Below are 26,912 nucleotides of genomic sequence, written 5' to 3'. Positions count from 1 at the left end.
GAACGAAGCAACAACGGGCCGGGTGCCCGCCAAGACGCCCCGGCCCGTTGGATAGGAACCGACTATGGATAGTGTACCCAACGATCGGGGTTCTGAGGAGCACGGAAGCCCGGCGCTGCTCCCTCAACACCTCGGCGATCTGCGCGCGTCGGGGCTGTCCGACGCGCAGGTCCGGGCCGCGGGCGTGTACTCGGAACCGGACCCGGAGGCCGTCGCCGCACTCCTCGGGTGGAAGCACCCGGCGGCCGCGCTCGGCCCGTGCCTGTGCTTCCCGTTCTTCGACCCGAGCGGAACACCGGTCGGGCACGTGATGGTCAAACCGGACCACCCGCGCCAGAAGAATGGGAAGGCCATCAAGTATGAGTCCCCGCTCGGGAAACCGCTCCGCGCGTATTTCCCACCGAGCACGCGCGCCGCGCTCACCGACCCTTCGATCCCGCTCCTGGTGACCGAGGGAATGAAGAAGGCGCTCAAGGCGGACCAGGACGGATTCCCGTGCGTGGGCCTCGCCGGTGTGTACGGGTGGTGCCGGAAGCGCACGGTGGGACCGGACGGGAAGAAGACCGGGGCGCGGGAACTGATTCCCGATCTGGCCGCGGTCGCGTGGCGCGGTCGCGCGGTCACGATCGCGTTCGACTCGGACCGCGCGACCAACCCGGACGTGGCCCGGGCCGAGCGCCACCTCGCCGAAGCCCTGACCGCGGTCGGTGCCATCGTGCGGGTGGCCCGGCTGCCGGGCGCGCCGAGCGGGGCCAAGGTCGGGCTGGACGACTATTTGGTGGCGCACGCGCCTGACGACCTCCGCGTGCTGATCGACGCGGCCCGCGCACCGGTCGAGCCCGCCGACACGAAGGACGAGGGCGCCAAGCCCCCGAGCACGGCCGACGTGCTGACCGCGATCGGGTTGGAGTTCGAGTTGTGGCACGACCCGACCCGGAGCGCGTTCGCGAGCGCCGGGCCGCACTCCCACGCGGTCCGATCCAAGGGGTTCCGGCACCTGCTGGTCCACGCGTACCGCGTGCGCACGGGCAAGGTGCCCAACGCCGAGGCCCTGTCCGCGGCCCTGGCCGGGATCGAAGCCGCGGCCCTGTTCGACGGACCCGAGCGCACGGCCCATGTGCGGATCGCGGGGCACGCGGGGCGCGCGTACCTACACCTCGCGGACCCGGACGGCACGGTGATCGAGATCGACGGGGACGGGTGGCGCGCGTGCCCGGACCCGCCGGTCCGGTTCCGCAAGCCGGCCGGAATGCTCCCCCTGCCCGCACCCGAGCCCGGGGGCTCGTTGGACGACTTGCGCGCGTTCCTCAACGTCCCGGACGAGAACGGGTTCGCGCTGGTACTCGCGTGGCTCGCCGGGTGCTTCCGGCCCGACGGCCCGTTCCCGGCCCTGGTGCTCCTCGGGGAACAGGGGAGCGCCAAGACCACCACCGGGCGCGTGGTCAAGCGCCTGATCGACCCGAGCGCGGCCCCGGTCCGGTCCGAGCCCAAGGAGGCGCGCGACCTGATGATCCACGCGCGCAACGCCTGGGTGCTCGCGTTCGACAACCTGTCCGGGCTCCCCGGGTGGCTCAGCGACGCGCTGTGCCGGTTGGCGACCGGGGGCGGGTTCTCGACCCGCGAGCTGTACACGAACGACGACGAGACCATTTTCGACGCCAAGCGCCCGCTCGTGGTCAACGGGATCGAGGACTTCATCACCCGGGCGGACCTGCTCGAGCGGTCCGTGCTGCTCCGGCACCCGCCGATCTCGGAAGACAAGCGGCGCCCCGAGTCCGAGTTCTGGGGCGCGTTCGAGGCGGCGCACCCGAAACTGCTCGGTGCGCTGTTGGACCGGGTTTCGGGCGGGTTACGGGAGCTGCCCCGGGTAAAGCTGGACCGGTTGCCGCGCATGGCCGACTTCGCGTTGTTCGCGGTGGCGTGCGAGCGCGGGGCCGGGGAGCCGGACCAGTTCCTCGGGGCCTACGCGGACAACCAGACCGGGGCCCACGAACAGGCCCTCGATGCGTCCCCGGTCCCGGGCGCACTCGTGGCCCTAATGGACGGGCGCACGAGCTGGGAAGGAGCCCCGGCCGAGTTGTTCGTGGACCTGTCCCGGTTCGCACCGGTACCGGTCCCGAAGGATTGGCCCAAGAAACCGAACGTGCTCACGAACAAGTTGCGCCGACTCGCCCCGAACCTGCGCCGGGTCCACGGGCTGTGCGTCGAGGACGGGCGCGCGAGCGGGGGTGCGTCGGGCGGGAAGCGGTCCCGGTTCGTCCACATCACCCGGGTTCCCGAGAGTGGGCGGGAAACATCGTCCCCCGCGTCCCCCGGCAGTCCATCTCGTGGAGATACGTGCGATTCACAGCGTTCGGGCGGGGACGATCCCGGGGGACGGTGCTCCGCCCCTGACGCCGACACCGTCCCCGCGGACCGTCCCCACGAACAAGCCCGGGATCACAGCACCGCGCGCGTCCATCGGGACGACGGGGACGCGGGGGACGATGTTTCCCGCCCACTCTCGGGTCGGCGCTATCGGAACAACGATACCCCATACGAGGCGCGCTGAACCATGAGTACCACCACGATGACCGTATGTACGGCTCGCGCCCTGCTCGAATCGCTCGGGCCGTGTGCGCCGGCACTCGACGGCCCGGACCTGGCACTCGGGCGCGACCCGCCGGACGCGCTCGAGCCGCTGTTACGCGTGCTCCACACAGGCGTTCGTGCCCAACTCGCCGGGCGCACGTGGTACGGGTGCGCGGGCGATACGGGGCGCGTGATCGAGTTGAACCCGGGCCAACCGATTCCGGACGGGATCACGCTCCTGTGCGTCGCAGGCGATGACCGCTGGGACCGGATGAGCCCGGCGGCTCGCATCGACGCGCCCGAACTGTTCGCCCCGTCCGGGTCGTTAGGTTCTTCCCGGCGCTGGCGCGGGTGACACCGTACCGGGAACAGTCCGGGCTAGAGACACAGTAACGGTCCCCACAAGGTCCGAAACAAACTGTGTCCCCGAGCCCGAGTGTTCCCCGTGCGGGCTCATCGTTCCGCCCTCGCGGAAGGACCCGCGAACCGCTACACACCTGGCGCGCACCGTGCGCGTCGGGTATACTCCAACAACCTTTGGTCGGCGTCGGTGGGGTGCGACCTGAGAACCGCACCCACCGCGCCGACCGTTCTCAGAAAGGTACTCGCCACATGGCCTCGCTGTTCAAGCCCACCCGCCCGTACCCGTTGCCCGCGAACGCCGAGATTGTCGAGAAGGACGGCAAGCCGCACGTGCGCCTCAAGGAGCGCGGCAAGTCCGTGCTGTACCCGGTGTCGGAGAGCGGCACCCAGTACCTCAAGCCGGCCGCGAAATGGGCCGCGGACGTGCGGTTCGCGAACGGCCGGCGCAAGCGCGTCCGGTTCAGCCCCAACCGGGACGCGTCCGCCGTTATGCTCGCCGACCTCCTCAGAAAGATCGAGAACGAAAAGGCCGGGGTTCGTGACCCCTTCGAGGCGCACCGTAAACGCACACTTGCTGAACACCTCGGTGAGTGGCTGGCGAGCCTCCGGGCAAACGGGCGCGACGCCGAGTACATCACTTTGAAGGCCAGCCGCGTGCGTGCGGTGCTTGAGGGGTGCGATTGGGTATTCCCGGGTGATGTGACCGCCGATCGCTTGGAAACCTTTCTCGCCGATTCTCGCGCCAGCCGCCCCGTGCTTCCGGCTATCCCAGTCGGGGTGGAGTGGTTTACCGTCAGTGAAGTAGGTCGGTTGCTCGGTGGCGTGGGGGCTCAGGCTGTTGCGGCCCTCGTGCGCCGGCACCGGTTGTCGGCACGGGGCAACGGGCGGGCGCGAAGATTTCCTCTGGAGACAGTGACGTGCCTCCGAGACTTAAGGGACCACGGGCGCTCTTCCCAAACCTCGAACCACTGGCTCCAAACAGTTCGCCAGTTTGCCCGTTGGATGGTCGCCAATTACCGCCTCGACCGCGACCCTTTTGCCCGACTGAAGCCAATGAACGTCAACTTGGACCCGCGCCGACGGCGCGGCGAATTGTCCCCAAACGAACTCCATTCGCTACTCGCAGCCGCGAGCGGAAGTGCGACCGAAGTTCGTGGGTTGACCGGAGCCGACCGTGCGATGCTCTACCGTGTTGCCGTCGGGACGGGGTTCCGCGCCAGTGAACTCGCCGCGTTGGTCCCCGCTTTCTTCGCCCTTGATGCGTCACCGCCCGTTGTGGTTCTCCCCGCCGAGCACACGAAGAACCGCAAGGGCGCGACGCAACCGCTGCCCGCTGCGTTGGTTGTTGAGTTGCGGGCGTACCTCATTGGCCGACCCGGTAAGACGGCCGTGTGGCCGGGGAATTGGTTCGAGAAGGCCGCCGATATGCTGCGGATCGATCTCGCCGTTGCCGGTGTGCCGGTCGAAGTGGATGGACCAGAGGGGACCGAGACGCGCGACTTCCACGCGCTGCGGTCGGTGTACATCTCGAACGTCATCCGCGCGGGGGCGGACTTAAAGCAGGCGATGACTCTTGCCCGCCACTCGGACCCAAAGTTGACCGCGGGTCGATACGCCCGCACTCGGTTACACGACCTCGGCAGTGTGGTGGACAAGCTCCCCGAATCGACCGTGCCGCAGAACCAACCGGCGGTTCTGCGGCTGACGGGGACGGACGACAACGGTGCTATTCAGGAGCAGCCGGGAGCAGCAACGGGAGCAGCAGCGGGCGGTAGCCGGCAGTTACGATTGAGGACGGATGAAGATTCGACCCACCGCCCAGTAGGAACGCAACAAGGCATTAACTTCCCGGATTTACAGGGAATTGGTGGCAAGCGAGAATCTCTGAGTGCGAACGGGGAAGTACCCTCGGCGCGATTCGAACGCGCGACCCCCGGTTTAGGAAACCAGTGCTCTATCCCCTGAGCTACGAGGGCTAATGTCCTTTTTTCCTAGAATTTTCGCAGAAGCCAGTTCCTGCCAGATCCGTGTTTGACACCACTTCTGACACCCGCTATCCTCGCAAGTGGCCAAGGGCGCTAGTAACACCCCCGGCCGAGTCACAACAACCGTTTTCGAGGAACGGCAGCCGTGTCTAAGAGCGATTCTACTTCGGACGGGTTCGCGAGCAAGCCGAACAAGCCCCATCCCGATTTCCCCTTATTTCCGCACGCTACAAAGCGTTGGGCGAAGAAGATCCGCGGGAACATGTGCTACTTCGGGCCGTGGGCCGATCCCGACGGCGCCCTCAAGAAGTACCTCGAGCAGAAAGACGCCCTCCACTCCGGGCGCCGGCTGCGGGAGGTGTCAACAGGTGTCACGGTCAAAGCGCTGTGCAACGCATTCCTGAACCACAAGAAGAGCCTTCTGGACGCGGGAGAGCTCGCCTCGCGCACGTGGATGAGCTGCGAGCAGACCGCAAAACTCATCGTCTCTCAGTTCGGAAAAGGGCGCCTGGTCGCGGACCTCGGCCCGGATGATTTCGCGGAGCTCCGAAAAACGATGGCTAAGACCTGGGGCGCGGTCCGGATCCGGAACTTCGTTCAACAGGTCCGGAGCGTCTTCAAGTTCGGCTACGAGAACGAAATGCTCCCCGCGCCCATGCGATTCGGCCCGGGGTTTTCGGCGCCGAGCCGGAAGACGATTCGCCTCGCGCGGGCCGAGAAAGGCTCCCGGATGTTCGAGGCGGCCGAGATCCGTGCGCTGCTGAACGGGGCCACGGTGGAAGGGAAGAGCGGTGAGAGGACGGTGCGGGCCGGTGTCTCATTGCGTGCGATGATCCTGCTCGGCGTCAATTGCGGTTTCGGCAACGCGGACTGTGGCACACTGCCCACCGTCGCGCTGGATCTCGTAGGCGGTTGGGTGAACTATCACCGGCCCAAGACCGGGATCACGCGACGGTGCCCGCTCTGGCCCGAAACTGTCGCGGCGTTGAAGGACGTGCTCGCCGCGCGAGTTGAACCGACAGATCCCGCCGATGCCGGGTTGTTCTTCATCACCGTGTGGGGCGGAAGCTTCCACAAGAAAATCGACGACAGCCCGGTGTCGAAGGAGATGCGGAAGTTACTCAACGCGCTCGGCATCGGGGGTAAGCGGAACTTCTATGCACTGCGGCACACGTTCGAGACGATCGGCGGGGAGGCCAAGGACCAGGTCGCGGTGGACCACATCATGGGCCACGCGCGCGACGACATGGCCAGCGTGTACCGCGAGCGCATCAGCGACGAGCGCCTAAAGGCCGTCAGCGACTTCGTGCGGAAGTGGGTGTATGGGGAGAAGGAAGACGTGGAGTTGAAGACCGCGTGAAATTGGGAGCGGCCCGGCGCCACCCGTCCGCCGGGCTACTTCTTGGGAGGCTTCTTCTTCGGGGCAGGCTCGGCTTGTGGCTGCTTGTCATCATCCTCGGTGGTGTCAAACTCGTCGATTGAAACGCCGAGGGCATGAGCCAACTTCTTGACCGTCTCCCAGGACGGATCTCCGCCACCCGGTTTCTCGAGCTGAGAAATGGTTTGTTGAGAAACGCCCGACACTTGTGCGAGGCGGTACTTCGTCATCTTCGCTTTTTCGCGAAGTGCTTTCAGGCGATCGCCAAAGGTGTTCGGTTCGGCCACAAGCACCGGAATGCCCTCCCCCCGAAGACGCACAGTGAAAGCCATTGAAAAGGTACTGACGCGCGCGGTGGGATCAATGATCCTCATCGGCATACCGAATAACTTACTTGAATTCCGCGTACTTCGGAGTTATTTAGTACATCGGAAGTCCGAAGTAGCCGAAAAAGAGAAAGCCCGCCAGGGGGTACAAGCTCCTGGCGGGCCGGTCTGAGTGTCCCCACCCTGCAACAGGAGTGAACGACCCATGCCCGCAACTGTACCCGCCTCCGCGATGCGGGGCAAGCCCCCTCGCGCACCCGCGCCCGATCTCGCCTACGCCCTCAAGCTCTGGCGGGCGCTGGCCAAGTCCGATTTCATGACCGACGCGAACGTGATCGCGAAGGCCGCGAAGGAACTGCTCGGGGTGATCGAGCGGTTCATGGAAGAGCACACCCCGGGTTCGCTCATCCATGAACTGAACCGGTCCGGGGTTCGCCCGACGACCGATGACAGTTACCCGGCTTCCCTGGCGAAGAACGTGCTCGGCGACTTGGCCGGCCTCGCCTGGTGCCTCGAGTCCGCGGCCGCGTTCATCACGGCCGAACTGCTCGAGGAACCGCCGGCCGAGCTGAAGGGGGGCGCACGTCATGGCTGATGTCATCCCGTTCGCCGGTGAGCCAAACGCGGCCCCGGCTGATCCGACGCCGTTGCTCGCACTGGCCCGCGCTCCGCTCTCACGGCGCCGGTACTTCCAAGAGTTCTCTCCCGAACACCAGGAGGCGGAAGTTCAACAGCACGCGCGCGGCCTCGCTATCGCGGCCAGCGACATCGGGAAGTCGGCTGCCCGGATCAGCACCGCGTTGCGACTGCTCACCACCGAGGTGCGCCGGTTCCTCGAGCAGTGGCCCGACGATGCCGCGGCTGAAGCTGCGCGACTCGCCGCCATCGTCGCGGCGGGACTGAATCCCAATTCCGAACGGTCCCTTACTGGTTGCGGCCCGGAGCACATTCAGCACACGGTGGAAGAGCTCCGGATCTGGCAACCGGTGCTGAACATCGTGCGGGAGCGGCTGGAGGCCTGCGAGCATCTTGACGTGGTCGGGAGTGAACAACAACGGGACACATCCGACCGGAGGGCAGCATGAAAGCCAAAGTGAAGAAACCAGTGGAACGGAAGCCGCGTTCGCGCGCGGACGTGTTCAGTGCGAGCGGCTCGAACCTCATGGGCGCCGAACTGTGCCAGCTCATCCTCCAGGTCCGCGACAAGCTCAAGGACTTCAAGGAACCCGAGGAGCGAGAGCGGCTCAGAGAAGAGCTCCGCGACGCCGGCCTCGCCCCGGAACTGACCGAGGACGAGGGCATTCGGCTGGACGACATCTTCCGGGGCGCTGGAGCGCTACGCGCGCTGCTGCCCATGATCTACGTCACGATCTTCGACGTGATGTGGGAACTGCCCAAAGCCCCCGACACGCCGAAGAGCAAACCGCGGTTCGCGCGGTGAGCGGGTTGAGTGTAAACTGTGCGAAAACCGCGCCACCGGGAGTAGCTACCCGGTGAAGGCGGCGGCCGAGGAACGGCGGTCTCGTACCCGCCTGCCCGAGGCCGCCGCCGGCGCGGCCACCCTGAAGTACGGGAAAAGATCATGTGGGATGAGTTTGATACGCGCGAACACTTCGTCGAGTTTCCGACATGGGATTGGGGGAACGGTATTTCGAAAACGATTTCCTTCTCCGAGATGATTCGAGAAACCAATCAGTTCGGTCGGCGATTCGGTATCGCTTGCCAGCAAGTGATGCGGGTTGGACGCATCATGAGCGCTTTCGGTTACGATCCAGGCGACTTCTGGCGTATTCCGGATTTGGTTTTTCCCAACTTACGACTTGCGAGAATGAGGTCGGTCCTATACTGGATTGATGATTTCCATTTTCCGCACTTACGCGACTTGTATGATCTTCTTCATGTCTGTCGCGATCACTTCTACTACTACGTAAGTCCAGGAATAAACTGGTATTACGATTCCAATCGCGATGATGCAATTAATGCGGATTTTAAGAAGCTTAGCTTCCTTCTTGATCCAATGCCACCGACCAGCAAACAGGCATCCCGTCTACTGAAATTGCACAAGCGAAGTAAGCGTGCGCCGAGCTCATTAGATCTTGACCTGGACGACGAAAAGCGAGTGCCGCTTTCCGGTGAAATTCAGGAAGCTATCGCAGACATGCTAACCAGTAGCCGCTTTGCGATCCCTAGGCCGCTCGAACTCGGGAATAGGTCACTCGATTTTGGTATGTATCTAATGGTATTGAGCAATTGGGTCTCAGACATAAGAGCAAAAATGCCACTAGACCAGACGATACTTTTTGACCCACAGTTTGAAGAGGAAGAGAGCGAAATCCTGCGATTCGAGTCGCGAGCTTACTTGCGTGGTAGCGCCCGGAACGAGCAATTGCCTGCAACAGCGGCTTTGCTTTCCGACGGCGGAGGTCCCTTGATGACCGCTACAGATCTCGCTCGCGCGGCGGGATGGCCAAGCGGAGCCAAGGATGTGAGCACTTGGCTTTCCCGGTTTCGCAGGCAACCCAAGAATGCCGGTTGCGCGGTTGAAGTGGAGGCGGGCGAAGGTGTCAGGCGATCGCGATTTCTGTACCACCGTTCGATGGTCTGGGACGCGCTCCTCGACTTCGTGAGCAACAGTGGGAAGGCTTCCGCAACTTGCGGAAGAGTTGCGGAAGCAGAAAAAGATCCGGCACAGAAACTCAGTAATTCCTAGGGGTTTCATCTTGCCGCATTGCTGAAGAGTTGCGGAACAAGCTCGTGATCAAGACCACAGTGTACTCTTCGAGCATGAGCAAAAACACTCCATCACTGAAGCTCGCCGACATTCCCCTTTGGCGGTTGCTCATTCACCTCGACGACGCGGAAAGCCGCCTCGGCAGTTCTGCGGACTCGGTTCGCATCTTAACTGCCGAAGTACAAAGGCGATTGCAGCAAGAACGGCCCAAAACTGCTCGCCGCCAGAGTGAGGCAATCGGCGACCACCGCTGAGATACAGGCACACCACGTAGCCCCCTGAATGAACCAAGAACGCGGCACCGACCGCGATCCGGTTCGGATTGATCGATAGGTAATGACGATCGATCATGGGAATTCGATCGGAAAATAAGATGGAGGTCGGTTGTGAACAAGGACGCCAGCCCGAACCACCGCGGCCGCTCCGACTTCGCGGCGTTCATCCCGGCGATTGTTGAGGCCGTGCGTGCGGCCGGTTACGTCACCGGGCGCGGCTTCACCGTCGCGGACCTGGCGAAGCGCTACCGGGTGAGTGAGGACAAGGTCCGCGCGTGGATTCGCGCGGGACTTCTGAAGGGCATCAATACCGCGGACGTGGCGTGCGGGAAGCCGCGCTACATCGTGCTGCCCGAGGCGCTTGCCGACTTTGAGCGCACCCGCTCGACGGCACCACTTCCGAAGGTGCCGCGCCGGCGCCGACCGACGGACCAAATCGACTTCTTCCCAGATTCCGACGCGACATGAAACACCGCAGCCCGTGGGGGTGAGCCCACGGGCCGCAATGCCAACACTATCCATCGAGACACCGCGATCATGGCCCGCAGTTCGACGACGTGCAACCACGGCACCGCCAATTCCGCTCACTTCGGTGGCGCGGGTGGGAGGGTCGCGCCGTGAGTGACGCTCAATCCCGATTCGACAAGTTGAACGCATTCATCGACCACGGGCAGGCACCGCTCCGCGCGGCCGGGTGCGGTGCTGCCGCCGGCCTGTGGCTCACGATCTGGCGGTTCGAGCGTGTGCCGTCGGACTCGGCCTGCGTGAGCGTGCGCACGCTCGCGGAGTGCTACGGCTCGGACACGAAGGCCGTCCGCCGCATGCTCGACCAGCTCGAGGAGCACGGCTACCTGGTGACGCTCCGGGCCGGTGACGTGCGACTCAGCCAGTCGGCCGTGTACCGCCTCGTTGCCAACCCGGGCCTGGGGGCGAGCTGCCCCCAGGGTGATGTCAAGCCTGAGGGCACAGTGCCTCCAGCCCTGGGGGCGCCCTGCCCTCAGCCCTGGGGGCACCCTGCCCTCAGCCCTGGGGGCACAGTGCCCCCAATTCAGAAAGAACAGAAGAAGAATAAAGACAAAGACCCCCTTACCCCCGCAAAGCCGGGGGGACCGGTTTCCGAACGCCGCACCGAAAAATCTGCACGGGGCAAGAGCCGACGAGCCACGCGCACCGAGTCCCTCTCGATTCCCATCCCGGGCATCCTCGACACGCCCGCATTCCGCGAGTGGTGGGCCACGTGGCTGGGGAACCGCAAGAAGCCGGTCACCACCTTCGCTGCAAAGCTCCAACTCGACGACCTGGCCCCGTTCGGGCCGGAATCCGCAGTCGCGGCCATCAAAGCCTCGCTCGCCGCCGGCTGGACCGGGCTCTTCCCGAAGAAACTCGAACCACACACCGCGAGCACCAGCCATGCACCGCACACGCGATCCGGAGCCGGTTCCCTTGGGGGAGGCCATCGCGTCGAGCCTCAACCGGGCAAGTACGTCCGACCTGCCGCCCCTGGCCTGCAAACTCGACGGCCGATCGTACCCGGTGCGATCCGTGCGCCCGAATCATCCACGGGGCCGAGAGGGGCTTTTCCCGGAGCTACTCACGGTGATGCGGGAGCTGACGAGGGGACTTCGCCCGTGGCCGCTTTACCTCTGGAGCCCCGGACCCGGGACCGGGAAAACGTCGGCCGCGCTGACGCTGCTTGACCACTACGGCAGCTCGCACAGCGGATACTCCCCGGACGTGAGCGAGTTCATGAACTACTTCGCCGACTTTGCCGCCCTGCCCGACGTGTTCCGGAGCGCCGAGAAGGGACGGCACTACCGCTCGACTCCTCACGGCTGCGTAACGGTTTGGTCGTCGGACCTGTGGAGCGTCGTGCGACGTGCTCCGATTTTCGTGCTCGACGACATGCGGAAACCGAGCGACCGGGAGCAACGCCTGGGGGACGATCACTACGGCCTGTTCAAGCGCATCCTCGACGATCGCGTCGCGCGCCCGCTGGTGATTACCAGCAACGTCGATCCTTGGGAACCGCCCGGCGGTGGCGTCCCGGAGCTGGTCCGACTGTTCGACGATCGCATCGCGGACCGCATCGTGTGCGGCACCGTGTTCGAGCTCGCCGGCCAGTCGCGCCGGCACGGATGATTGACCAGAACCACCACGGAGCCCGACACCATGCCCGCCGTCCTGACCGTACCGTCCGTGTTCGTTCTGTGGTTCCGCCAGCGCCGCGGCCGGCCGTGGGAGATGGTGGCGCACGTCGGCAGTGAACGTGAGGCGTGGGCGATGATCGGCACCGGCGGGCGCAGGAACGGTGACTGGCTCGCGCTCCCGGCCGATCGGCAGCCGTAACGCGATCCGACACAACCCGTGCTATCAACAACAATTGCAACCGGGCCAGCAGCAAAGGGGAACCTAATGTCGAACGCCAGAGCATCCCTCGCTGAACGCTCCGGCGCTGGTCTATGGGTCCTTCCCCCTCCGGCCCGAAGGGTGCCCCCACGGGGAACAGTCGAACTCGCACACAGAGTAGCACCACAGACAGTCAGACAGACACCGAGGACGTGAGATGACGACAAAATCGAAGCTGACGGACACCGAGCGCGAAATCCTCACGGCCGTGCGCGACCGCATGACCGAAGTGGCGGCCCTGCCCGATCCGCCGAACTGGAAACACTGGCAGGTCGAGGAACTCCGCGAACTCCGCGAGTACGGTCCCCGGTACGCGCCGGCGGACTGGTTCGGGGGCGGGAACCCACTCCCGGAGAAGGTGCGGGTCCGGTACCTGCGTGCGATCAACAAGCTCATGGACACGGGATTCCTCGACGGCACCACAACCGACGGCGGGCGCCTCGCGTGGCTGAAGCTCACCCCGGCCGGGGAGCAGGCCATTACGGGAGGGAAGTGACCATGACCGTCGAACCGACCGACAGCCCGGCAACAGACGCCCCGGTCCCCCCGGACGGGATCGCGTGCCCGCGGTGCAAGGGGACCAAGTGGAAGGTTTGGATGACGCGCACGATGGTGAGCCGCACGGTTCGGGTGCGCGACTGCTCGAGTTGCTTCCTGCGCGTCCGTACCCGCGAAGTGATCGAATCCGTGGTCGGCGAAGCGCCCCGCCGCGCCATCGTCCACTAATGGACGTATCCGGCTCAATCCGTTCCGCGGGCCGGGTTCCGCCCTTCCGACTCACCGGTCGGAGGGTACCTTCAACGTGTCACCCGTTCACACCCTTCACCCGAGAGACCACCGCAATGCTGAACCTCCTGACCAAGATCCACGACGCCGCACGGGGCCGCCGGGCCAACGCCGAGGCGCGCTACACCGCGGCCGTGCGCGAAGCGGCCGAGGGCAAGGAACTCGATCCCGACGACGTGCTCGAACTGCTCCTCGAGCTGGACCGCGGCCCCGAACAGTTCGCGGCCGACACGCAAGCGATCGCCAACCGCCTCGAGCTGCAGGCGAAGCTCGACACGGTACCGGCACTCAAGAACGAGTTCGCCAAGTACGAGAAAGAGACCGCGGACCGGATCGCGGCGTTCAAGCCGATCGAGAAGGAGTACTACGAGCGGATGCGGTTCCTCCAGTTCCACCGCGACCGCGTGGAGAAGCAGATCCGCGAGGCCGAGGGCGCGAAGCAGGAGCTGTACCGGTCGTGCCGCGACCCCGAACTCCTGGCCCGTGCCAGTACGATCCGCGGGGCGATCGACGACCTGGCCCAGCAGCAACAGCAGTGGAGGAAGAGGATCGAAGACAACCGGGCGGCCCTGGAGACCGCAACGGCTCGCAACGAGAGGACGAACACCGGCTTGTACGCCGAGGATATCGCGAACGCGCGCTTCCGTCTGGAGAACGCCACGAGCAAGCTGGCCGAGTTGAACGCCCAGATGGCCCGCCTGGTCGCGGCGATGGAAGCCAACGACGAGGCCATGCGGAAGGTCTGAGCGAACGCCGACCGTGTTCCCGAGGTGAGCGAACTAACGAGGGCCGGGAATGAGCGCGCGACGAGTGACACGACAACCGGTAGCGATCCGCGGCACGAGCGCGGGCACGGGGGCCAATCTCTCGCGCGGCCCCCGGCCCGCCCTGTTCGGCGTCGCTCACGTGTTCGGGACGGACGGGTCGTGCCCGTTCCAGGCGAAGGACGGGACCGATGTGTTCGTGCAGATCGCGAGCGGGGCGTTCAACACCTCGCTCCAGGCGGTCCGAGAGTACAAGCAACCCGGGATACTGTTGCTGATCGATCACGACTACAAGCAGGCCCTGTGCGGCACCTCGGACGGGAGCCTGATCGTCTGGGCGGACCAGAAGGCGGTCCGGTTCCAGGTGAACCCGAACACACCGAACGGACGCCGGGCGATCGAGGCGGCCCGCGCCCGGCCCGACCTGCGCGAGTTATCGATTGGGGCCGTGTCGATCCTGGGTAGCCGTTTTGACCGGCCGGGCCAGCACCCGCTGGTCCTGGCGAACGCATGCACGCTCAAGGAAATCAGCCTGTGCTCCGTGGGCCGCGCCCGTTACCCGCAGACCCGGGCGTTCGTGGCCCGTGACGCATCGTCCTCACGCCCATCACATTCACCGAGGCCCTCTCACATGAACAGTCGTGATCCGAGCCCCGAAGACCGCGCCCTGGTGCGCATCCTGGCCGCCGAGTCCGGGCGCATCGAAACGTCCGTGATGGACGATGGCACCGTTCACGCGCTGATCGCGGCCGGGCTCGTCACCGCGGGCCGCGGTTTGCGGCTCACGAAGGCGGGCCGAGCCCGGGCGCTCACGCTCCCCGGCGCGTCGCAGTTCCGCACCGCGGCGCGCAGCCCACTCATCCTCACCTGACCAACGCTCGCGCCCTTGCGGTGCGCGGGCTCCTACACCTGGGAGATCGATCATGGCCAATTCCGCTGCCGACGTTCGGGCCGGGGGCGCGTTCTACGAACTCTACGGCAAGGACAAACTCACGCCCATGCTCGAGACGGTCAAGAAGAACGCCGAGTCCCTCGGCGGGTTCATGAAGAACGCGGGCAAGAAGGCCGGGGCCGGGTTCGATGCGGTGTTCGGGGGCCTCAAGGGTAAGGCCGCGGAGCTGGCGCTCGAGTTCGTGAAGTTTCAAATCCGGGCCGTCGGTGAGCTGACCACGGACGTGGACAAGCTCCGCAAGGAGTACGAGAAGACGGGCCGCGCGATCGAGCAAGTGAACCAGGCCACGGAACGCAACATGAAGAAGCGCGGGGAGTTGATCGAGGCCGAGATCGACCCGAAGAAGAAGGCCCTCGCGATCGAGAAGGAGATCGCCAAGATCGAGAAGGAGCGCGCGGCCGCGCAGGTCCTGAAGGACCAGTTCGAGGACCAGAAGGACCGGCTCGCGGTGGCCGGGAAGAAGGGCACACTCAAGGAGCGATGGGAGGCCGCGAACATCCAGGGCCACGGGGGGATTTTCGGCGGCCCGGGGCTCGAGGGCATGATTAACGACGTGCAGCAACAGATCGACGCGCAGAACGCGATCCGGGACAAGGCGTTCGCGCAGCTGCAAGAGTTGAGCGAGCAGCGCGGGCGCTTGCTCAACCCGGACAACGACCCGGAGAAGATGAAAGCCGTGGCCGAACTCACGCGCGAGCTGAAGAAGCAGGCCGACACGTTCGGGCAAACGGCCGAACAGATCAAGCTCGCGGAGATGGAGCTGGACAACTTCTCCAAGAAGCAGATCGCCGCGATCGCCGCGGCGCAGCAGCAGTTCAAGTTGCAAATGACCCTCGGCGGGGCCGCGGCCGAGCTCGCCACCAGCGTCGGCGGCACGGCGAAGGATCTCACGGACGAAGTGAAGGAGACCACGAAGGCGCTCCGGGAACAGGCCGAGACGTTCGGCCTGACGGCCGAGCAAGCGACCTTGTACAAGCTCAAGCTCAAGGGGGTGCGTGAGGAGGCACTCGCCGGGGCGCGGGTCGAGGTGGGGCGGATCGAGCTCCTGAACAAACTGGCCGGGGCCGCGGACGCGATCGCGAACGGGGTGGCGTCGGCCGAGCGGCTCACGCTCGCGAGCCCGGGCACGTTCGATGCGGGCAACGCGGCGCAGCGATTCGGTAGCGACACGCTCGCGAAAAAGACGATCAAGGCCGCCGAGGAAACGGCGAAGAACACGAACGCGATGGTCAAGGGGTTGGTGGAGCTGGCGAAAGGGCTCCGGTTCAAGTAATCGCCCGTCTCACCCCGTGCCCCGGAGGGCGCCGCAGCATGACCGCACCCGAGGTCAACGAACTCGTCGAGCAGTGGTGGCCCCTCGCCGGCGGGGTAGCGCGCAAGTGGGGCACCCGGTTCCCGTGGCTCGCGCACGACTTCGAGAGCGCGGCCGGGTACGCCCTGTGGCAACTCGCACGAAAGGTGAGCGGGGAGTCCGACCCGGAGCACGGCGGTCGGTTCGCCGGCCTGGTCCGCCAGGCGGTGCGATGGGCCGTCATCCGGCGACTCGAGCAGGAGCGCGCGAGCAACCCGGGTGCGTTCCAGTCGATTCCGAGGGCGATCGATCCGAAGACGGGAGAAGGCCTCGATCCGCTCAAGAACGCGAAGGGGCGTGAGCGCGAGACCGGGGCCGCGCTCGCCGCTGCGGACGAACTGGCCACGCTGTTCGATCGGGCCGAGCTGTCCGAGCGGTACCGGGACGTGGTGATGCGGCGCCTCGGGCTCGAGGAGCCACGGGAGGAGATTGCGGCGGACCTGGGCGTCAGTGGAACCCGGGTCCGAGAAATGGTGACGATCGCGCGGGGGAAGCTTCAGGCCGTGGCCGAAGTCGGCTGAGTGGCGTGATCGAGTGTGAAGCACGACGGGCCGCCTCAGTGAGGCGGCTCGTGTTCGTTTGAGGCAGACGTTCGCGCTTGCCCCGGGCGCCGGAACGGTCATACTGGGAGCGGTTCCAGAGGGCGACCGATGACCGAAGCGGACTGGTTGTCTTGCGAAGATCCTATGCCGATGCTGAGGCTTCTTGATGGTTGCGGCACGGAACGCAAGCTCCGACTCTTCGTAATAGCTTGCGCGCGACTGGCATGGGATCACCTTACCGATGATGTGATGCGGGAGGCCATCGTTGCGGCTGAACGATGTGCGGACGGGGAGCCGTGGGAGTCCGAGCTGAGACAATTCAGTAACGCCATGTACCGGCTACCCGTCGAGCGCAGCCGTGCATCCGGCGTGAACGGGTTTACCCTCTGGACCCGGGACGAGCGCGCCGCGTACTTCACGGCCTTAAAGACGACCGCTGCCGGATGCGGCCTGGCGAATCTTCCGTCCAGTGTTTATTGGCCGGAAGCGGTTGCCCTCACTGGGGCGCGGCAGCCGGCATTGCTTCGGGACGTTTTCGGGAACCCTTTTCGCCCCGTCACCTTCTCCCCCTCGTGGCGCACTTCCATCGCAGTCGCACAGGGATCCAAGATGTACGAGTCGCGGAACTTCTCCGCGATGCCGATTCTGGCCGACGCGCTCCAGGACGCCGGGTGCGACCGCGCCGATGTACTCGACCACTGCCGCGGACCGGGGCCGCACGTGCGCGGGTGCTGGGTTGTGGACCTGGTGCTCGGGAAGGAGTGAGGGCGCTTGCGGGTTAGAGTGGGGGTGGGTACAGTGCGATTGGCCACGAAGAACCCGGCTCGGACCGCCAGGAGGATTAAAGGTGCGTGCGATTATCCCCGCAGCGATAGTAATGTTGCTCGTCCTCGCCCCCCGGGCGACACCAGACACACCGAAGAGTAACGATCTTAGTGACTCCTTCTTTCACCTGCCTCCAGCCGAGATCGAAGCGGCAAAGTTCGAGAAGTGGCGGGAGGAAACTTCGAAGGAGCGGGGCGTCACATGCACCCGCGTGGAATACGACAAGAAGGTGTTCTGGGTGGTGGACTCCCATACTGGTATGGGGAACTCCTACAAGAAAATCGCCGTCTACGTCCCCAAGAAAGATGGGACGTTCCGCCGGGGTCTACTGGTGGACTTGAAAGGGGCCAATAGTCTCGCCGTCGCGGTGGACCCGAAGACCGGGGTGCTGGAGTGGCGGGAGCAATCGAACAGCGACCTCAAGGGCGAGGTGGTACTGTCCATCAACCTGAAGGTCGCCGGTACCGGCCTGTCACCTTGAGGCCGTATCGATCGCTCCAAATCGTGAAACGACACGGGCCGCTTCAGTGGGCGGCCCGTGTTCGTTAAGGTGAGGGTTCGCGCTTGCACCGGGCGCAGGACCGGCCGTGCTGGATGTCGCTCCAGAGTGCCACGAAAAATTGCTACTGGACCACATGTGAAGAGCGCTCCAGCAGATGCGCGGCGAGAGTTCGCAATAGGTCGGTCAGCACGTCAGGGTCAACGGGTTTAATTAGGCAGTGATCGAACCCCGCCTCCGCCGCGTGCGCCCGGTGCTCCGGTGTGCACCAGCCGGTCATGGCCACAAGCAGGCCGCACCCTGTTGCCCGAACCAGTGGGGCGAGTTCGTACCCGCTCATGCGGGGCATCGCGAGGTCCAGGATCGCCACGTCCGGGCGCCACCCCTCAATCAGTGTCATGGCTTCGGCGCCACTCTCTGCGGATCGGGCCTCGTGCCCGTAGAGCAAGAACAGCTCACGGAACGATTCCGCCGTGTCGTGGCAATCGTCCACAATGAGTACACGGAGAGGGCGCGGGTCCGCGCGCATGTCGGTCCTTCCTAAACGGAACGGAAACCGACATCTCCCGCCCAAGAGCGGGAACGTGGTGCGGGCTTGCGTTAGACTGGTCGTGATCTGTGAGGAAGTGTGTATAGTAACCGGATTCCACCGGGAGTGTGGAAAGATTCCAATCATTTACCGCCTAACACCGCAATCACCGCCGCAGTCCCGGCCCGCACGTACGCAAGTGCCAGGGAAAGAGTCGCGGGCGAAGATTCAGTCGCTCGAATGTCGGATGTTCTCGCCTAGGCGCCGCGGCGAAATTCGCGTATGCGCGAGTAGCTGCAATGCTCGCCCGGTGACCGGGGCGTCAGGCTTCGCATATTAGCCACTGTCATGGGGTCCGGCGTGAGTACCCAACGGTCCCGCACGGGAGTCGCTCCCGGCCCGCAACCGCGCCAGTCCGAGCGCTCCTACACCTTGGGGCGGCTCCGGCCTCTGCCCGGCGGTCGGGCACAAGGGATAACCCAGCCGTTTTCTTCCTGAGAGGTGACTCCGGCCGGGGAATAATCTCTGGCCCATGTTATTGCGTTGGGGCTTGCATTTTATTTTAGCGGGCCAAAACCGCTTGCAATCAGCAATTAAACGGTTGTATGCTGGTTTGGCATGGAAGATTCAATTTGCCCCTTGGTTCTTGTGGTGGATGATGAACCCTCAGTGCGCGAGGTGTTCGGCGTAATGCTCACGCACCTCGGGTACACTCCGCTGTTAGCAAGCAACGGCGAGGAGGGGGTAGACGTGTTGCGCACACGTGCTGGTCGCGTGGCCGTCGCGCTGCTCGATGTACAGATGCCCGGTATGGACGGACCGGCCACTATGGACGCTCTCCATACTCTGGAGCCCGATTTGCCGTGCGTGTTTGTTTCCGGAGAGACCGGCCTTTACACTTCGGCGGCACTGATCGCCCGCGGGGGATTCAGCGTGCTCGCCAAGCCGGTCTTTCTGAAGGAACTCAGGCGGGTATTCGCGCTTGTTACAAACGAAGCCGACTTTATGGGCGCCCACAAGCCTTTTTTCAGCGCGGATTAGCCTCCGGCCGCGAAACGATGAGGTAGTTGCGGTGCGGCTAACGCTATGGGCCGGGGATGATCCCCGGCCCGCTCTGTTCCCGTGGGGTCTACTTCCCGACCTGGGGCGCGGAACGCTTACGGCAACACCAACTCACCCTGGCCGTGGGTGCCGACTCGGGCGCCACGATGAGCCAGCGTGCGACGATCGCGTGAACAACAGCATTTGCATCAGTGGGCCGGAGCGGATTTTTCATCTCAGCGCATCAGGTGTGGTGTGGCGTCGTGCTATTCGCCAGTAGTCCGGGGTGAAGCAGGGGACTTGGGACCCGCCCGGTAGTCGCCAGAGGCGGCCCTCCCACTTGACCCTCAACCACCGGTCCGCCGTGAGCGTGTCTAAGATCACGCCTTCCGGAGGCATCGCAACGGCGATCGGTGTCCAGTCGGACGATGCATCATCCGTGGGCGCCGGTTCCCGTCTCGCTTCGTCGGCAAATGTGTCCTGCCAATCGGGGTCGGTCCACCTGGCCGGGTCTACAGCAGGCGGGCCGCCGTCGTCGGTCATCTGGTGCAGGTCACTGTCGAGCGGGTACCCACCGTCCGCTGGCGGGCTCCGAGTCATGAGGCGGGCCATCTGTGCTCCTGTGTGGGCGCCCCAGCACCGGGGCGGCTCACTGCGTTCCCTTCATACGTGTGGATTAACTTTAATAGCATTCCAATACATAACAATGTCAATCATATCAATTTGAAATTTATCGCATTTGTTTTCATCTTTACGCCAGATGCCGAGTACCATCACATTGCCCACACGGGCCGCCCGGTGTCAGGGACGTCTACTTCCCAACTTGAGCGTTCCGCACTCACGTCCAACAGATCAGCCCGCAGTCCGGGCACTCGTTCTGCTCGACGCGACCGCCCCGTTCCCCAGGCAGAGTGCCGCGACCGAGTCGCGGGTGAAAGCACCTCGCCTGGAGGGCAACGAGAAGAGCGGCCAGCCGGGCGCGCTCCCGATCGATGTTTTCTAACCCCGCGTTGATCTCCAGGTAGCAGTCGCGAATCTCGTCCTGCTCAGGCGTCATCTGTTCCTCTGGGATCGGGAGGCACCCGCGTGCCGATCCTGGCGTTCGGACGCATCATCGTTCTGTCGCGGAGCGACGAACTAAACGCAACTGCGGAAACGGGGACAGGGTAACCGGGTGCCGAGAAGGGCACAAGCGACTTCACGAGTCTGACACCCGTTGACACCCGCGCGAGGGTGCGACGTAGGGCAACTGGTGTCACTAAGAAATGCAAAAACTCCGGGATTCCCGGGGTTTTAAAGCATTTTCGAGTTTTAGGAAACCAGTGCTCTATCCCCTGAGCTACGAGGGCTAATGTCCTATTCCTCAATAATTTGCAACTTTCGGCTCACCTCCAGCTCTCATGCTCGACACCTCGGTACGGACACCCGCTATCTTCGCAAGTGACCACAGGTGCTAGCAACACACATGGTCAAGCCACACCGACCGTTTGTGAGGAACGGCCGCCGCGTCTAAGACCGATTCTACTTCGTCCGAGTTCGCGAGCAAGCCAAACAAACCATACCCCGGATTTCCCACTATTTTCGCACGCTATGAAGCGCGGGGCGAAGAACCCACGGGAAGATGCATTACTTCGGCCCCGGGAACGATCCCGGCGGCGCTCGAGAAATACCACACCCAGAAAAATGCCCTCGCGGGGACTGGTGGAGGATGGCCTTGAGCGGGTCCGCTTTCGTCTCACCAAGTACGGGCCGGGCGTTCTTGGGTCCGCGGGTCTTCTCGGCCGAGCCGTCGGCGCCCTCCTTCTCGAAGGTGTGGATCGTGTTGTGGATGGTGCCCACGGCGCATCCGACGTGCGCGGCGATCCGGGACGGTCGTTGGCCCTCGGCGCTGGCCAAGAGGATCGGGGCGTCGGAGCGTGACCCACTCGCGGCTCCGAAGTCCCGCTTGGAGCGCTCGGCACTCGGCGTCGGACAACTCCCGAACGAACAGAACTGGTTTCATGACCCGTTATTCGGGGCCAACCACCGATTGCCAAGTAACTGAATGAGACTTCACTAGCGCATCGGAGCGGCTTCGACCTCTGCCCGGCGGCCGGGCACAAGGGGCAATCCAGCGACTCTTCACTCCGCGAGCCACCACGTGTGCCGATCTGAGACACAGAAAATTGAGTGGGCGGTAAAATCCCTGGAGTGAAGGGATTCAGGTTGTTTGAAGCCATGGGAACTGGCGAATATGTATTTCTTTCGTCAGATCGTAATGTAGTTAAAGGGGCGGTGAATCGCTTGGAAATAAAGGTGGTTGAGATGATGCTCGGACAACATAGAGAGCGTTTCTAGCGATCATGCAGCGTTAGTGCATACCGAACTGGCTCCCGACGCGCAGCGGACCGATTGGGGCCGAGCCGCACGAGCCGACGCCGCCCCGTACCGGCAACCCGTTCCTCGCTCCGGGTCGAACGAGCCGAGGTGAAAGATTGCGGCGACTTCGTGAACGGCGCATCGCGGAGCGCAGCCGTACCACGTTATCCGCGCCCGCGGATAAGATGCACGCGCCGGGCCGTGTGGCAGTTGAAGAGTGCGACTTCGGCGAGCGACGGTATACTGTCCCGCAGTCGTTCGGCTGGGTAACTCACCGCGGGCGACGCGCGAATCACGTTCCTCAAACGGGAGGGTACCATGACCCGGGTGCTCGTCGTGGGGCTGGTAGCAGCAGTTGGTTGGTGCGCGCCGGCCGGGGCGCTTCAGGGGGCCGAATCTGTCGCGCGGTACGCGGTCGTGGTCAACAAGGACGTCGCGGCCGGGCCGTGGGGCAAGGTCGTCAAGTTCCTCGAAACCAAACACAAGGCGAAGACGTTCGCATACGACAAGTCCCCCGAGGACGTCCGCAAGAGCGTCGGGACGTACCACCCGCGGTACGTCTGTTTCGTGTGCCCGCCGACCGAGAACTTCCCGGCCTTTGCCGTGGTCGCGAACAAGTTCTGCCGCACGCTCGACGACGACCCGTATGTGGACGCAATCTGGGGCATCCTCACCGGGTTCGACGAGGAACACGCGCTGGAACTCGCGAAGGCGGAACCGGTGGTAATCAAGCGCGCGTTCACCAAGACCCTCGGCCCGTGGTTGAACTGGGTGCCGGAGGGGGACTACGTGACCGAGTGGACCCGGGATCGGGGCGAGTTGGGGGGGAAGAAGGCGGGCGCGGACTTCGCGCTGAAATCCGGGGGGCCGACGAGCGACGCGGACGATGCGAAGTACGTTCACACGCTCCTGGCCGAGGACAAGTTCGACCTGATTATCGGGTCCGGGCACGGCGGGCACCACAACTGGATGCTCATGTACCCGAGCGGCAAGGGGTTCCTCACCGCGAAGGACGGCAAGCTCGCCATGACTGCGCCAGGGGTGGACCTGCCGCTCCGCGCGAAGCGCCCCAAGGTCTACTGGGCGGTCGGTAACTGTCTCACCGGGGTCGTGAACGCGGGCCGGAACAACTTCAAGGACTCCTACGCCCTGGCGTGGATGAAGAACGGGGCCTGTCAGTACGTCGGAGCGGTCCAGTCCACCTGGTACGAGCTGAACTGGAACATGGCCGACTGGTTCCTGAAGCAGGAGGGGCGCTGGACGTTCTCCGAGTCGCTGTTTTTGCTCCGTCAGTGGTCCCACTACCTGCTGGCGGAGAACGTCGTGACCGGGCGGGACAAACAGGGCACGGAGTTCACCGACGAAATCTTCGTGCTGTACGGCGATCCGGCGCTGGAAGCCCGCGTAGAGAAGGCCCGCGAGCCGGCCCTGACGGAAACCCTTGAGGTCAGCGAGACCGGGGACAAGGACGTCGTTCGGATGACCTACAAGGTGAAGGTGAACTTCGTCGGAGAGGGGAACAAGCGGACCGCCGAGAAGTACGGCGGGTGGCGCATCTTCTGCCACCTGCTGCCGTACCAGGTGACCGACGTGAAGGTGGAGAAGACCGACTTCGCGAAGGTCGTGTGCCCGGGGGAGACGCTCATCTGGGACGCGGGCAAGGGGCTGAAGGTGGGCGACGAGCGGAGCGTTACCTTTACGGCCAAGCGCGTGAAAGACTGAGAGCCGGCAAGTTCGGGCGCTCCCGGGTCGGTCACTTGCCGGTCCACTCGAGCACGGTGAGCACGGGCCGGTGATCGGACGCGACTTTTTCCTCGATCACCTTCGCCTCGAGCGCCTTGAACGTGCCCCGGAACAGGACGTAATCGATCTGGTGCTTGGGCACGTCCGAGGGGATCGTGAGCAGCCCCTTCGCACCCGGTTCGGTCGCGAACGTCCAGTTCTTCGCGAGAACCTTGATCGGTGCGCTGTCGGGCCGCGCGTTCAGATCACCGGCCAACACAAATGGACCGTCCGCCGTCCCGAACAGTTCGTCGATTTTGGCGACCTGTTTCTCGCGCGTTTCCCCGTCGTCGTGTTGGAGGTGCGTGTTCAGGAACGTGAGTGCGGGGAGCCCGCGCCCCGGTTCGATCGCGGCGCGCATAACAATCCGCGCCTCCTGTTTCTCTTTACCGGGCAGTGGGTCGGTCTTCGTGCTCTTGATCGGGAACCGCGACAGGATCGCGAGGCCGTACTCGCCGCCCTGGAGGTCGATCGCCTTACCGAACGCGACGTTCATCCCGGTCAACTTCCCGAGCTCCGCCGCCTGATCGACCTTCCGGATCCGCGTCGTGTTCCGATCCACTTCTTGGAGGGCGACGAGATCGGGCCTGGTGCCCTTGATGACCTCCGCGACACGTGGCAAATCGAGTTTGTCGTCGGTCCCTTCGCCGTGGTGGATGTTGTAACTCAACACGCGGAGCGATTTGGGCTCGGCTTTGTCAGCGCCAGGGACGAGCCCCACCGAGCCCAGCAAGAGTGACACGACCAGCGCGCGCATGTGACGGTCCCAATTGGGTGGGCGAACGATTTGCTTGATACTCCCGCGCCCCGAATGCAGTTGGGGCGCCTGGATGATATCTGTGGGTATTCCGTATTCAACGGGCACGCGAGTGGAGGTTCGGCAGCAGGGCCGTGAGCAGGCCGATGAGTGGCAGGAACGAGCACACCTTGTACACGTACCCGATGCTCGTCTGGTCCGCGAGCCACCCGAGAACCGCGGCGCCGACCCCGCCCATGCCGAACGCGAACCCGAAGAACAGCCCGGCCACCATTCCCACCCGGCTGGGCAGCAGCTCCTGCGCGTACACCATGATGGCCGAGAACGCCGACGCCAGGATCAGCCCGATCGGAACCGTCAGCACCGTCGTCCAGAACAGGTTCGCGTAGGGCAGCGCCAGCGTGAACGGCAGCACGCCGAGGATCGACCCCCAGATCACCGCCTTGAACCCGATCCGGTCCCCGACCGGGCCGCCGAGGAACGTCCCGGCGGCCACCGCCCCGAGGAACACGAACAGCCGGAGTTGTGCGTCCGCCACGCCCACCCCGAACGAGTCAATCAGGTAGAGCGTGTAGTAACTGCTCAGGCTCGCCATATAAAAATACTTGGAAAAGATCAGACACAGCAGCACCCCGATTGCGAACGCCGCCTGCTTTGTCGAGACGGGCGGGAGGGCAGCGGGTGCCTTCTTCGCCCGCCGGTCCGCCAGGTGCGCGCGGTACCAGCGCCCGACCCGGAACAGGATGACCATTGCGGCTACCGCGGCTACCGCGAACCAGGCGAGGCTGCCCTGGCCCCACGGCACGACCACGAACGCGGCCAGCAGCGGCCCGAGGGCGGAACCCGCGTTCCCGCCCACCTGGAACAGCGACTGGGCGAACCCGTGCCGCCCACCGGACGCCAGCCGCGCGACCCGCGACGCCTCCGGGTGGAACACCGCGGACCCGACCCCGACCAGGGCCGCCGACAGGAGGATCGCGGGGAAGGTGTCCGCGACGGACAGGAGCAGCAACCCGCCGAGGGTGACGCTCATCCCGACCGTCAGCGAGAACGGGAGCGGTCGGCGGTCGGTGTACAGGCCGACGAGCGGCTGGAGCAGGGAGGCGGTGAGCTGGAACGCGAGAGTAATGAGCCCGATTTGCGTGTAAGTGAGGGCGTAGGACTCCTTCAGCACCGGGTACACGGCCGCGATCAGCGACTGGATCGTATCGTTCAACAGGTGCGACACGCTGAGCGCCGCCAGCACCGCGAACGTTGTCACCGCCACGGGTGCCGCTTGTTTCTCTTCCGTCACGACCACCACTCGCCCTCCACAAGAAAGACTGCCCCGCTCGGACACCGCCACGGGCGCCGAAGTTCACCGGAAGCACAAGGATACTCTTTCGCGGTGCAAGAGTTTACAGCCGGAGTGGTATCCCGTGTCGCCCGGCGCTATGAGGAACACCGCGATGGCGCTCGATTGCCTCCCCCTCGGGTATTGCACCAACGTGCACCCCGCTCAGACCTTCGCCGAACTCCTCGGCGGCCTCGACCGCTACACCGTGCCCGTGATGCGCCGCGTCGGGCGCCCGATGGCGGCGGGGCTGTGGCTCGCGCGCCCGGTGGCGGACGAGGTTCTGGTCGCGCCGGACGGCCCCGCGCGGCTGGCCGCCGAACTGAGCGCCCGGGGGCTGACGGTCCACACACTGAACGCCTTCCCGTATGGCGACTTCCACGCCGCGCGGGTGAAGGAGAACGTGTACCTGCCGGACTGGGCGTCGGCGGAGCGACTGGTGTACACGGAGCGGTGCGCCGCGGTGCTCGCCGGGCTCCTCCCCGAGGGCGGGGCGGGTTCGATCTCCACGCTACCGATCGGCTTCAAGGGGTTCGACCGCGCGCCCGGCTTCCTACAAGCCGCCGAACACTTGACCGACTGCGCGCTGACCCTCGCCCGGATCGCCGGGGGCACCGGGCGCACCATCCGCCTGGCGATCGAACCCGAGCCGTTCTGCCTGCTGGAGACGACGGAAGAGACGATCGAGTTCTTTCACGTGCTCTGGGGCGTGGCTTCGGCCCGAGGCGCGGAGGACGTCGTGCGGGAGCACATCGGGGTGTGCTACGACGTGTGCCACCAGGCGGTGGAGTTTGAAGACCCGGCGGCGTGCGTCGCCACCCTGGACCGGGCCGGGGTGCGGGTGAACAAGGTGCAGGTGAGCTGCGCCATCGAACTGAGCGACCCGGCCGATAACAGTGAGGGCCGGGCCGCACTGCGCCGGTTCATCGAACCGCGGTACCTGCACCAGGTGTTCGCCCGGTTGCGCGACGGGCGGACGGTCGGGGCGGTGGACCTGACCGCCGAGTTCCTGGACGCCCCAGGGCCGGAGTTCCGGGCCGCCGAAACCTGGCGGGTTCACTTCCACGTCCCGGTGGACGCGGAGCGCATCGGGGCGCTCGGTACCACCCGGTCGGCGCTGCGGCCCGCTCTGGCGGCGATCGCGGACCTGAACTACGCTCCGCACGTGGAGGTGGAGACGTACACGTGGGCGGTGCTGCCCGGAGAAGGGGCTCACGACTTGGTTACGGGCCTGGCGAACGAAATCAACGCGACGCAGCGGCTCATCGACGAGATTCCCGTTCGATCTACCGGATCGGGCCGGGCCACCCCGGGTGTCGCGGCGCCCTCTTGAACGCCCCGCGCCGGTGCCAGCCGAG

The 26,912-nt window shown here is 64.9% G+C and carries 29 protein-coding genes, 1 tRNA gene and 1 pseudogene; 24 read left to right on the top strand and 7 right to left on the bottom strand.

What is annotated here, in order from left to right; genetic code table 11:
* Window positions 1–64: 64 nt before the first annotated feature.
* The 3 genes and pseudogenes from J8F10_RS15690 to J8F10_RS40840 form a co-directional block, all read left to right on the top strand.
* A complete protein-coding gene (locus tag J8F10_RS15690) occupies window positions 65–2,551 on the top strand; it encodes a DUF3854 domain-containing protein (RefSeq protein ID WP_210655094.1) in 2,487 nt (828 codons plus the stop codon).
* Window positions 2,552–2,554: 3 nt separating this feature from the next.
* Complete coding sequence (locus J8F10_RS15685; RefSeq protein WP_210655093.1) at window positions 2,555–2,926, top strand: hypothetical protein; 372 nt, start codon at window positions 2,555–2,557, stop codon at window positions 2,924–2,926.
* Window positions 2,927–3,183: 257 nt separating this feature from the next.
* Window positions 3,184–4,545, top strand: a pseudogene (locus tag J8F10_RS40840) (hypothetical protein); the annotation flags it as partial.
* 292 nt (window positions 4,546–4,837) lie between these two features.
* On the opposite strand, the gene J8F10_RS15675 reads toward J8F10_RS40840, so the two are convergent.
* Window positions 4,838–4,910, bottom strand: a tRNA-Arg gene (locus J8F10_RS15675).
* Window positions 4,911–5,064: 154 nt separating this feature from the next.
* On the opposite strand from J8F10_RS15675, the gene J8F10_RS40340 reads away from it, so the two are divergent.
* Complete coding sequence (locus tag J8F10_RS40340; RefSeq protein WP_210655091.1) at window positions 5,065–6,279, top strand: tyrosine-type recombinase/integrase; 1,215 nt, start codon at window positions 5,065–5,067, stop codon at window positions 6,277–6,279.
* 35 nt (window positions 6,280–6,314) lie between these two features.
* Here J8F10_RS40340 and J8F10_RS15665 read toward each other — a convergent pair whose 3' ends face one another.
* Complete coding sequence (locus J8F10_RS15665; RefSeq protein WP_210655089.1) at window positions 6,315–6,677, bottom strand: helix-turn-helix domain-containing protein; 363 nt, start codon at window positions 6,675–6,677, stop codon at window positions 6,315–6,317.
* Window positions 6,678–6,828: 151 nt separating this feature from the next.
* Here J8F10_RS15665 and J8F10_RS15660 point away from each other — a divergent pair, with 151 nt between their 5' ends.
* From J8F10_RS15660 to J8F10_RS15580, 17 genes are all read left to right on the top strand, one after another.
* Window positions 6,829–7,218, top strand: a complete 390-nt coding sequence (locus J8F10_RS15660; RefSeq protein WP_210655086.1) for a hypothetical protein — start codon at window positions 6,829–6,831, stop codon at window positions 7,216–7,218.
* Window positions 7,211–7,708 (top strand): hypothetical protein, encoded by a 498-nt coding sequence (locus J8F10_RS15655; RefSeq protein ID WP_210655084.1) that lies wholly within the window; start codon window positions 7,211–7,213, stop codon window positions 7,706–7,708. The genes J8F10_RS15660 and J8F10_RS15655 overlap by 8 nt, the downstream gene beginning before the upstream one ends.
* Window positions 7,705–8,064, top strand: a complete 360-nt coding sequence (locus tag J8F10_RS15650) for a hypothetical protein (protein ID WP_210655082.1) — start codon at window positions 7,705–7,707, stop codon at window positions 8,062–8,064. Before J8F10_RS15655 ends, J8F10_RS15650 begins: the two co-directional genes overlap by 4 nt.
* A 141-nt stretch (window positions 8,065–8,205) precedes the next feature.
* Window positions 8,206–9,333, top strand: coding sequence for a hypothetical protein (locus tag J8F10_RS15645; protein WP_210655080.1), 1,128 nt, complete (start codon window positions 8,206–8,208; stop codon window positions 9,331–9,333).
* A gap of 44 nt (window positions 9,334–9,377) precedes the next feature.
* A complete protein-coding gene (locus J8F10_RS15640; RefSeq protein WP_210655078.1) occupies window positions 9,378–9,608 on the top strand; it encodes a hypothetical protein in 231 nt (76 codons plus the stop codon).
* 132 nt (window positions 9,609–9,740) lie between these two features.
* The gene (locus J8F10_RS15635; RefSeq protein ID WP_210655076.1) at window positions 9,741–10,097 is read left to right on the top strand and encodes a helix-turn-helix domain-containing protein; all 357 of its coding nucleotides are present in this window, start codon (window positions 9,741–9,743) and stop codon (window positions 10,095–10,097) included.
* A gap of 149 nt (window positions 10,098–10,246) precedes the next feature.
* Complete coding sequence (locus J8F10_RS15630; protein WP_210655074.1) at window positions 10,247–11,326, top strand: hypothetical protein; 1,080 nt, start codon at window positions 10,247–10,249, stop codon at window positions 11,324–11,326.
* Between the two features lie 49 nt (window positions 11,327–11,375).
* Window positions 11,376–11,768 (top strand): hypothetical protein, encoded by a 393-nt coding sequence (locus J8F10_RS15625; RefSeq protein ID WP_210655072.1) that lies wholly within the window; start codon window positions 11,376–11,378, stop codon window positions 11,766–11,768.
* Between the two features lie 30 nt (window positions 11,769–11,798).
* On the top strand, window positions 11,799–11,975 hold the full coding sequence (locus tag J8F10_RS15620) for a hypothetical protein (RefSeq protein ID WP_210655070.1): 177 nt from the start codon (window positions 11,799–11,801) through the stop codon (window positions 11,973–11,975).
* A 217-nt stretch (window positions 11,976–12,192) separates the two neighbouring features.
* Complete coding sequence (locus J8F10_RS15615; protein ID WP_210655068.1) at window positions 12,193–12,531, top strand: hypothetical protein; 339 nt, start codon at window positions 12,193–12,195, stop codon at window positions 12,529–12,531.
* Window positions 12,532–12,533: 2 nt separating this feature from the next.
* Window positions 12,534–12,761 (top strand): hypothetical protein, encoded by a 228-nt coding sequence (locus J8F10_RS15610; RefSeq protein WP_210655066.1) that lies wholly within the window; start codon window positions 12,534–12,536, stop codon window positions 12,759–12,761.
* A gap of 116 nt (window positions 12,762–12,877) precedes the next feature.
* Window positions 12,878–13,567, top strand: a complete 690-nt coding sequence (locus J8F10_RS15605) for a hypothetical protein (protein ID WP_210655064.1) — start codon at window positions 12,878–12,880, stop codon at window positions 13,565–13,567.
* Between the two features lie 49 nt (window positions 13,568–13,616).
* A complete protein-coding gene (locus tag J8F10_RS15600; RefSeq protein WP_210655062.1) occupies window positions 13,617–14,456 on the top strand; it encodes an HK97 family phage prohead protease in 840 nt (279 codons plus the stop codon).
* A gap of 52 nt (window positions 14,457–14,508) precedes the next feature.
* Entirely contained in the window at window positions 14,509–15,810 is a 1,302-nt protein-coding gene (locus tag J8F10_RS15595; RefSeq protein WP_210655060.1) for a hypothetical protein, read from the top strand.
* A 38-nt stretch (window positions 15,811–15,848) separates the two neighbouring features.
* The gene (locus J8F10_RS15590) at window positions 15,849–16,409 is read left to right on the top strand and encodes a sigma-70 family RNA polymerase sigma factor (RefSeq protein ID WP_210655058.1); all 561 of its coding nucleotides are present in this window, start codon (window positions 15,849–15,851) and stop codon (window positions 16,407–16,409) included.
* A gap of 630 nt (window positions 16,410–17,039) precedes the next feature.
* A complete protein-coding gene (locus J8F10_RS38945) occupies window positions 17,040–17,195 on the top strand; it encodes a hypothetical protein (RefSeq protein WP_246523366.1) in 156 nt (51 codons plus the stop codon).
* Between the two features lie 82 nt (window positions 17,196–17,277).
* On the top strand, window positions 17,278–17,736 hold the full coding sequence (locus J8F10_RS15580) for a hypothetical protein (RefSeq protein ID WP_210655056.1): 459 nt from the start codon (window positions 17,278–17,280) through the stop codon (window positions 17,734–17,736).
* A gap of 142 nt (window positions 17,737–17,878) precedes the next feature.
* Here J8F10_RS15580 and J8F10_RS15575 read toward each other — a convergent pair whose 3' ends face one another.
* Window positions 17,879–18,283, bottom strand: coding sequence for a response regulator (locus tag J8F10_RS15575; protein ID WP_210655054.1), 405 nt, complete (start codon window positions 18,281–18,283; stop codon window positions 17,879–17,881).
* Window positions 18,284–18,901: 618 nt separating this feature from the next.
* Between J8F10_RS15575 and J8F10_RS15570 the strand changes: the two genes are divergently transcribed.
* On the top strand, window positions 18,902–19,324 hold the full coding sequence (locus J8F10_RS15570) for a response regulator (RefSeq protein WP_210655052.1): 423 nt from the start codon (window positions 18,902–18,904) through the stop codon (window positions 19,322–19,324).
* Between the two features lie 838 nt (window positions 19,325–20,162).
* Here the strand turns inward: J8F10_RS15570 and J8F10_RS15565 are convergent.
* Both J8F10_RS15565 and J8F10_RS15560 read right to left on the bottom strand, forming a co-directional pair.
* On the bottom strand, window positions 20,163–20,381 hold the full coding sequence (locus J8F10_RS15565; RefSeq protein ID WP_210655050.1) for a hypothetical protein: 219 nt from the start codon (window positions 20,379–20,381) through the stop codon (window positions 20,163–20,165).
* A gap of 569 nt (window positions 20,382–20,950) precedes the next feature.
* Window positions 20,951–21,220, bottom strand: coding sequence for a helix-turn-helix domain-containing protein (locus J8F10_RS15560; RefSeq protein ID WP_210655048.1), 270 nt, complete (start codon window positions 21,218–21,220; stop codon window positions 20,951–20,953).
* A gap of 780 nt (window positions 21,221–22,000) precedes the next feature.
* Between J8F10_RS15560 and J8F10_RS15555 the strand changes: the two genes are divergently transcribed.
* On the top strand, window positions 22,001–23,404 hold the full coding sequence (locus J8F10_RS15555; protein ID WP_210655046.1) for a hypothetical protein: 1,404 nt from the start codon (window positions 22,001–22,003) through the stop codon (window positions 23,402–23,404).
* Window positions 23,405–23,435: 31 nt separating this feature from the next.
* On the opposite strand, the gene J8F10_RS15550 is transcribed toward J8F10_RS15555, so the two are convergent.
* Together J8F10_RS15550 and J8F10_RS15545 are read right to left on the bottom strand one after the other, a co-directional pair.
* A complete protein-coding gene (locus tag J8F10_RS15550; protein WP_210655044.1) occupies window positions 23,436–24,221 on the bottom strand; it encodes an endonuclease/exonuclease/phosphatase family protein in 786 nt (261 codons plus the stop codon).
* 97 nt (window positions 24,222–24,318) lie between these two features.
* Complete coding sequence (locus tag J8F10_RS15545; protein ID WP_210655042.1) at window positions 24,319–25,524, bottom strand: MFS transporter; 1,206 nt, start codon at window positions 25,522–25,524, stop codon at window positions 24,319–24,321.
* A gap of 115 nt (window positions 25,525–25,639) precedes the next feature.
* Here J8F10_RS15545 and eboE point away from each other — a divergent pair, with 115 nt between their 5' ends.
* Window positions 25,640–26,887: a metabolite traffic protein EboE gene (gene eboE / locus J8F10_RS15540; RefSeq protein ID WP_315854113.1), complete on the top strand. Its 1,248-nt coding sequence runs from the start codon at window positions 25,640–25,642 to the stop codon at window positions 26,885–26,887.
* Window positions 26,888–26,912 lie beyond the last annotated feature (25 nt).

It is taken from the genome of Gemmata palustris (genome assembly GCF_017939745.1).
In the GTDB taxonomy this organism is placed as follows: domain Bacteria; phylum Planctomycetota; class Planctomycetia; order Gemmatales; family Gemmataceae; genus Gemmata; species Gemmata palustris.
The sequence above is the reverse complement of the archived record's forward strand: the minus strand, read 5'-3'. Positions and strand labels throughout refer to the sequence as shown.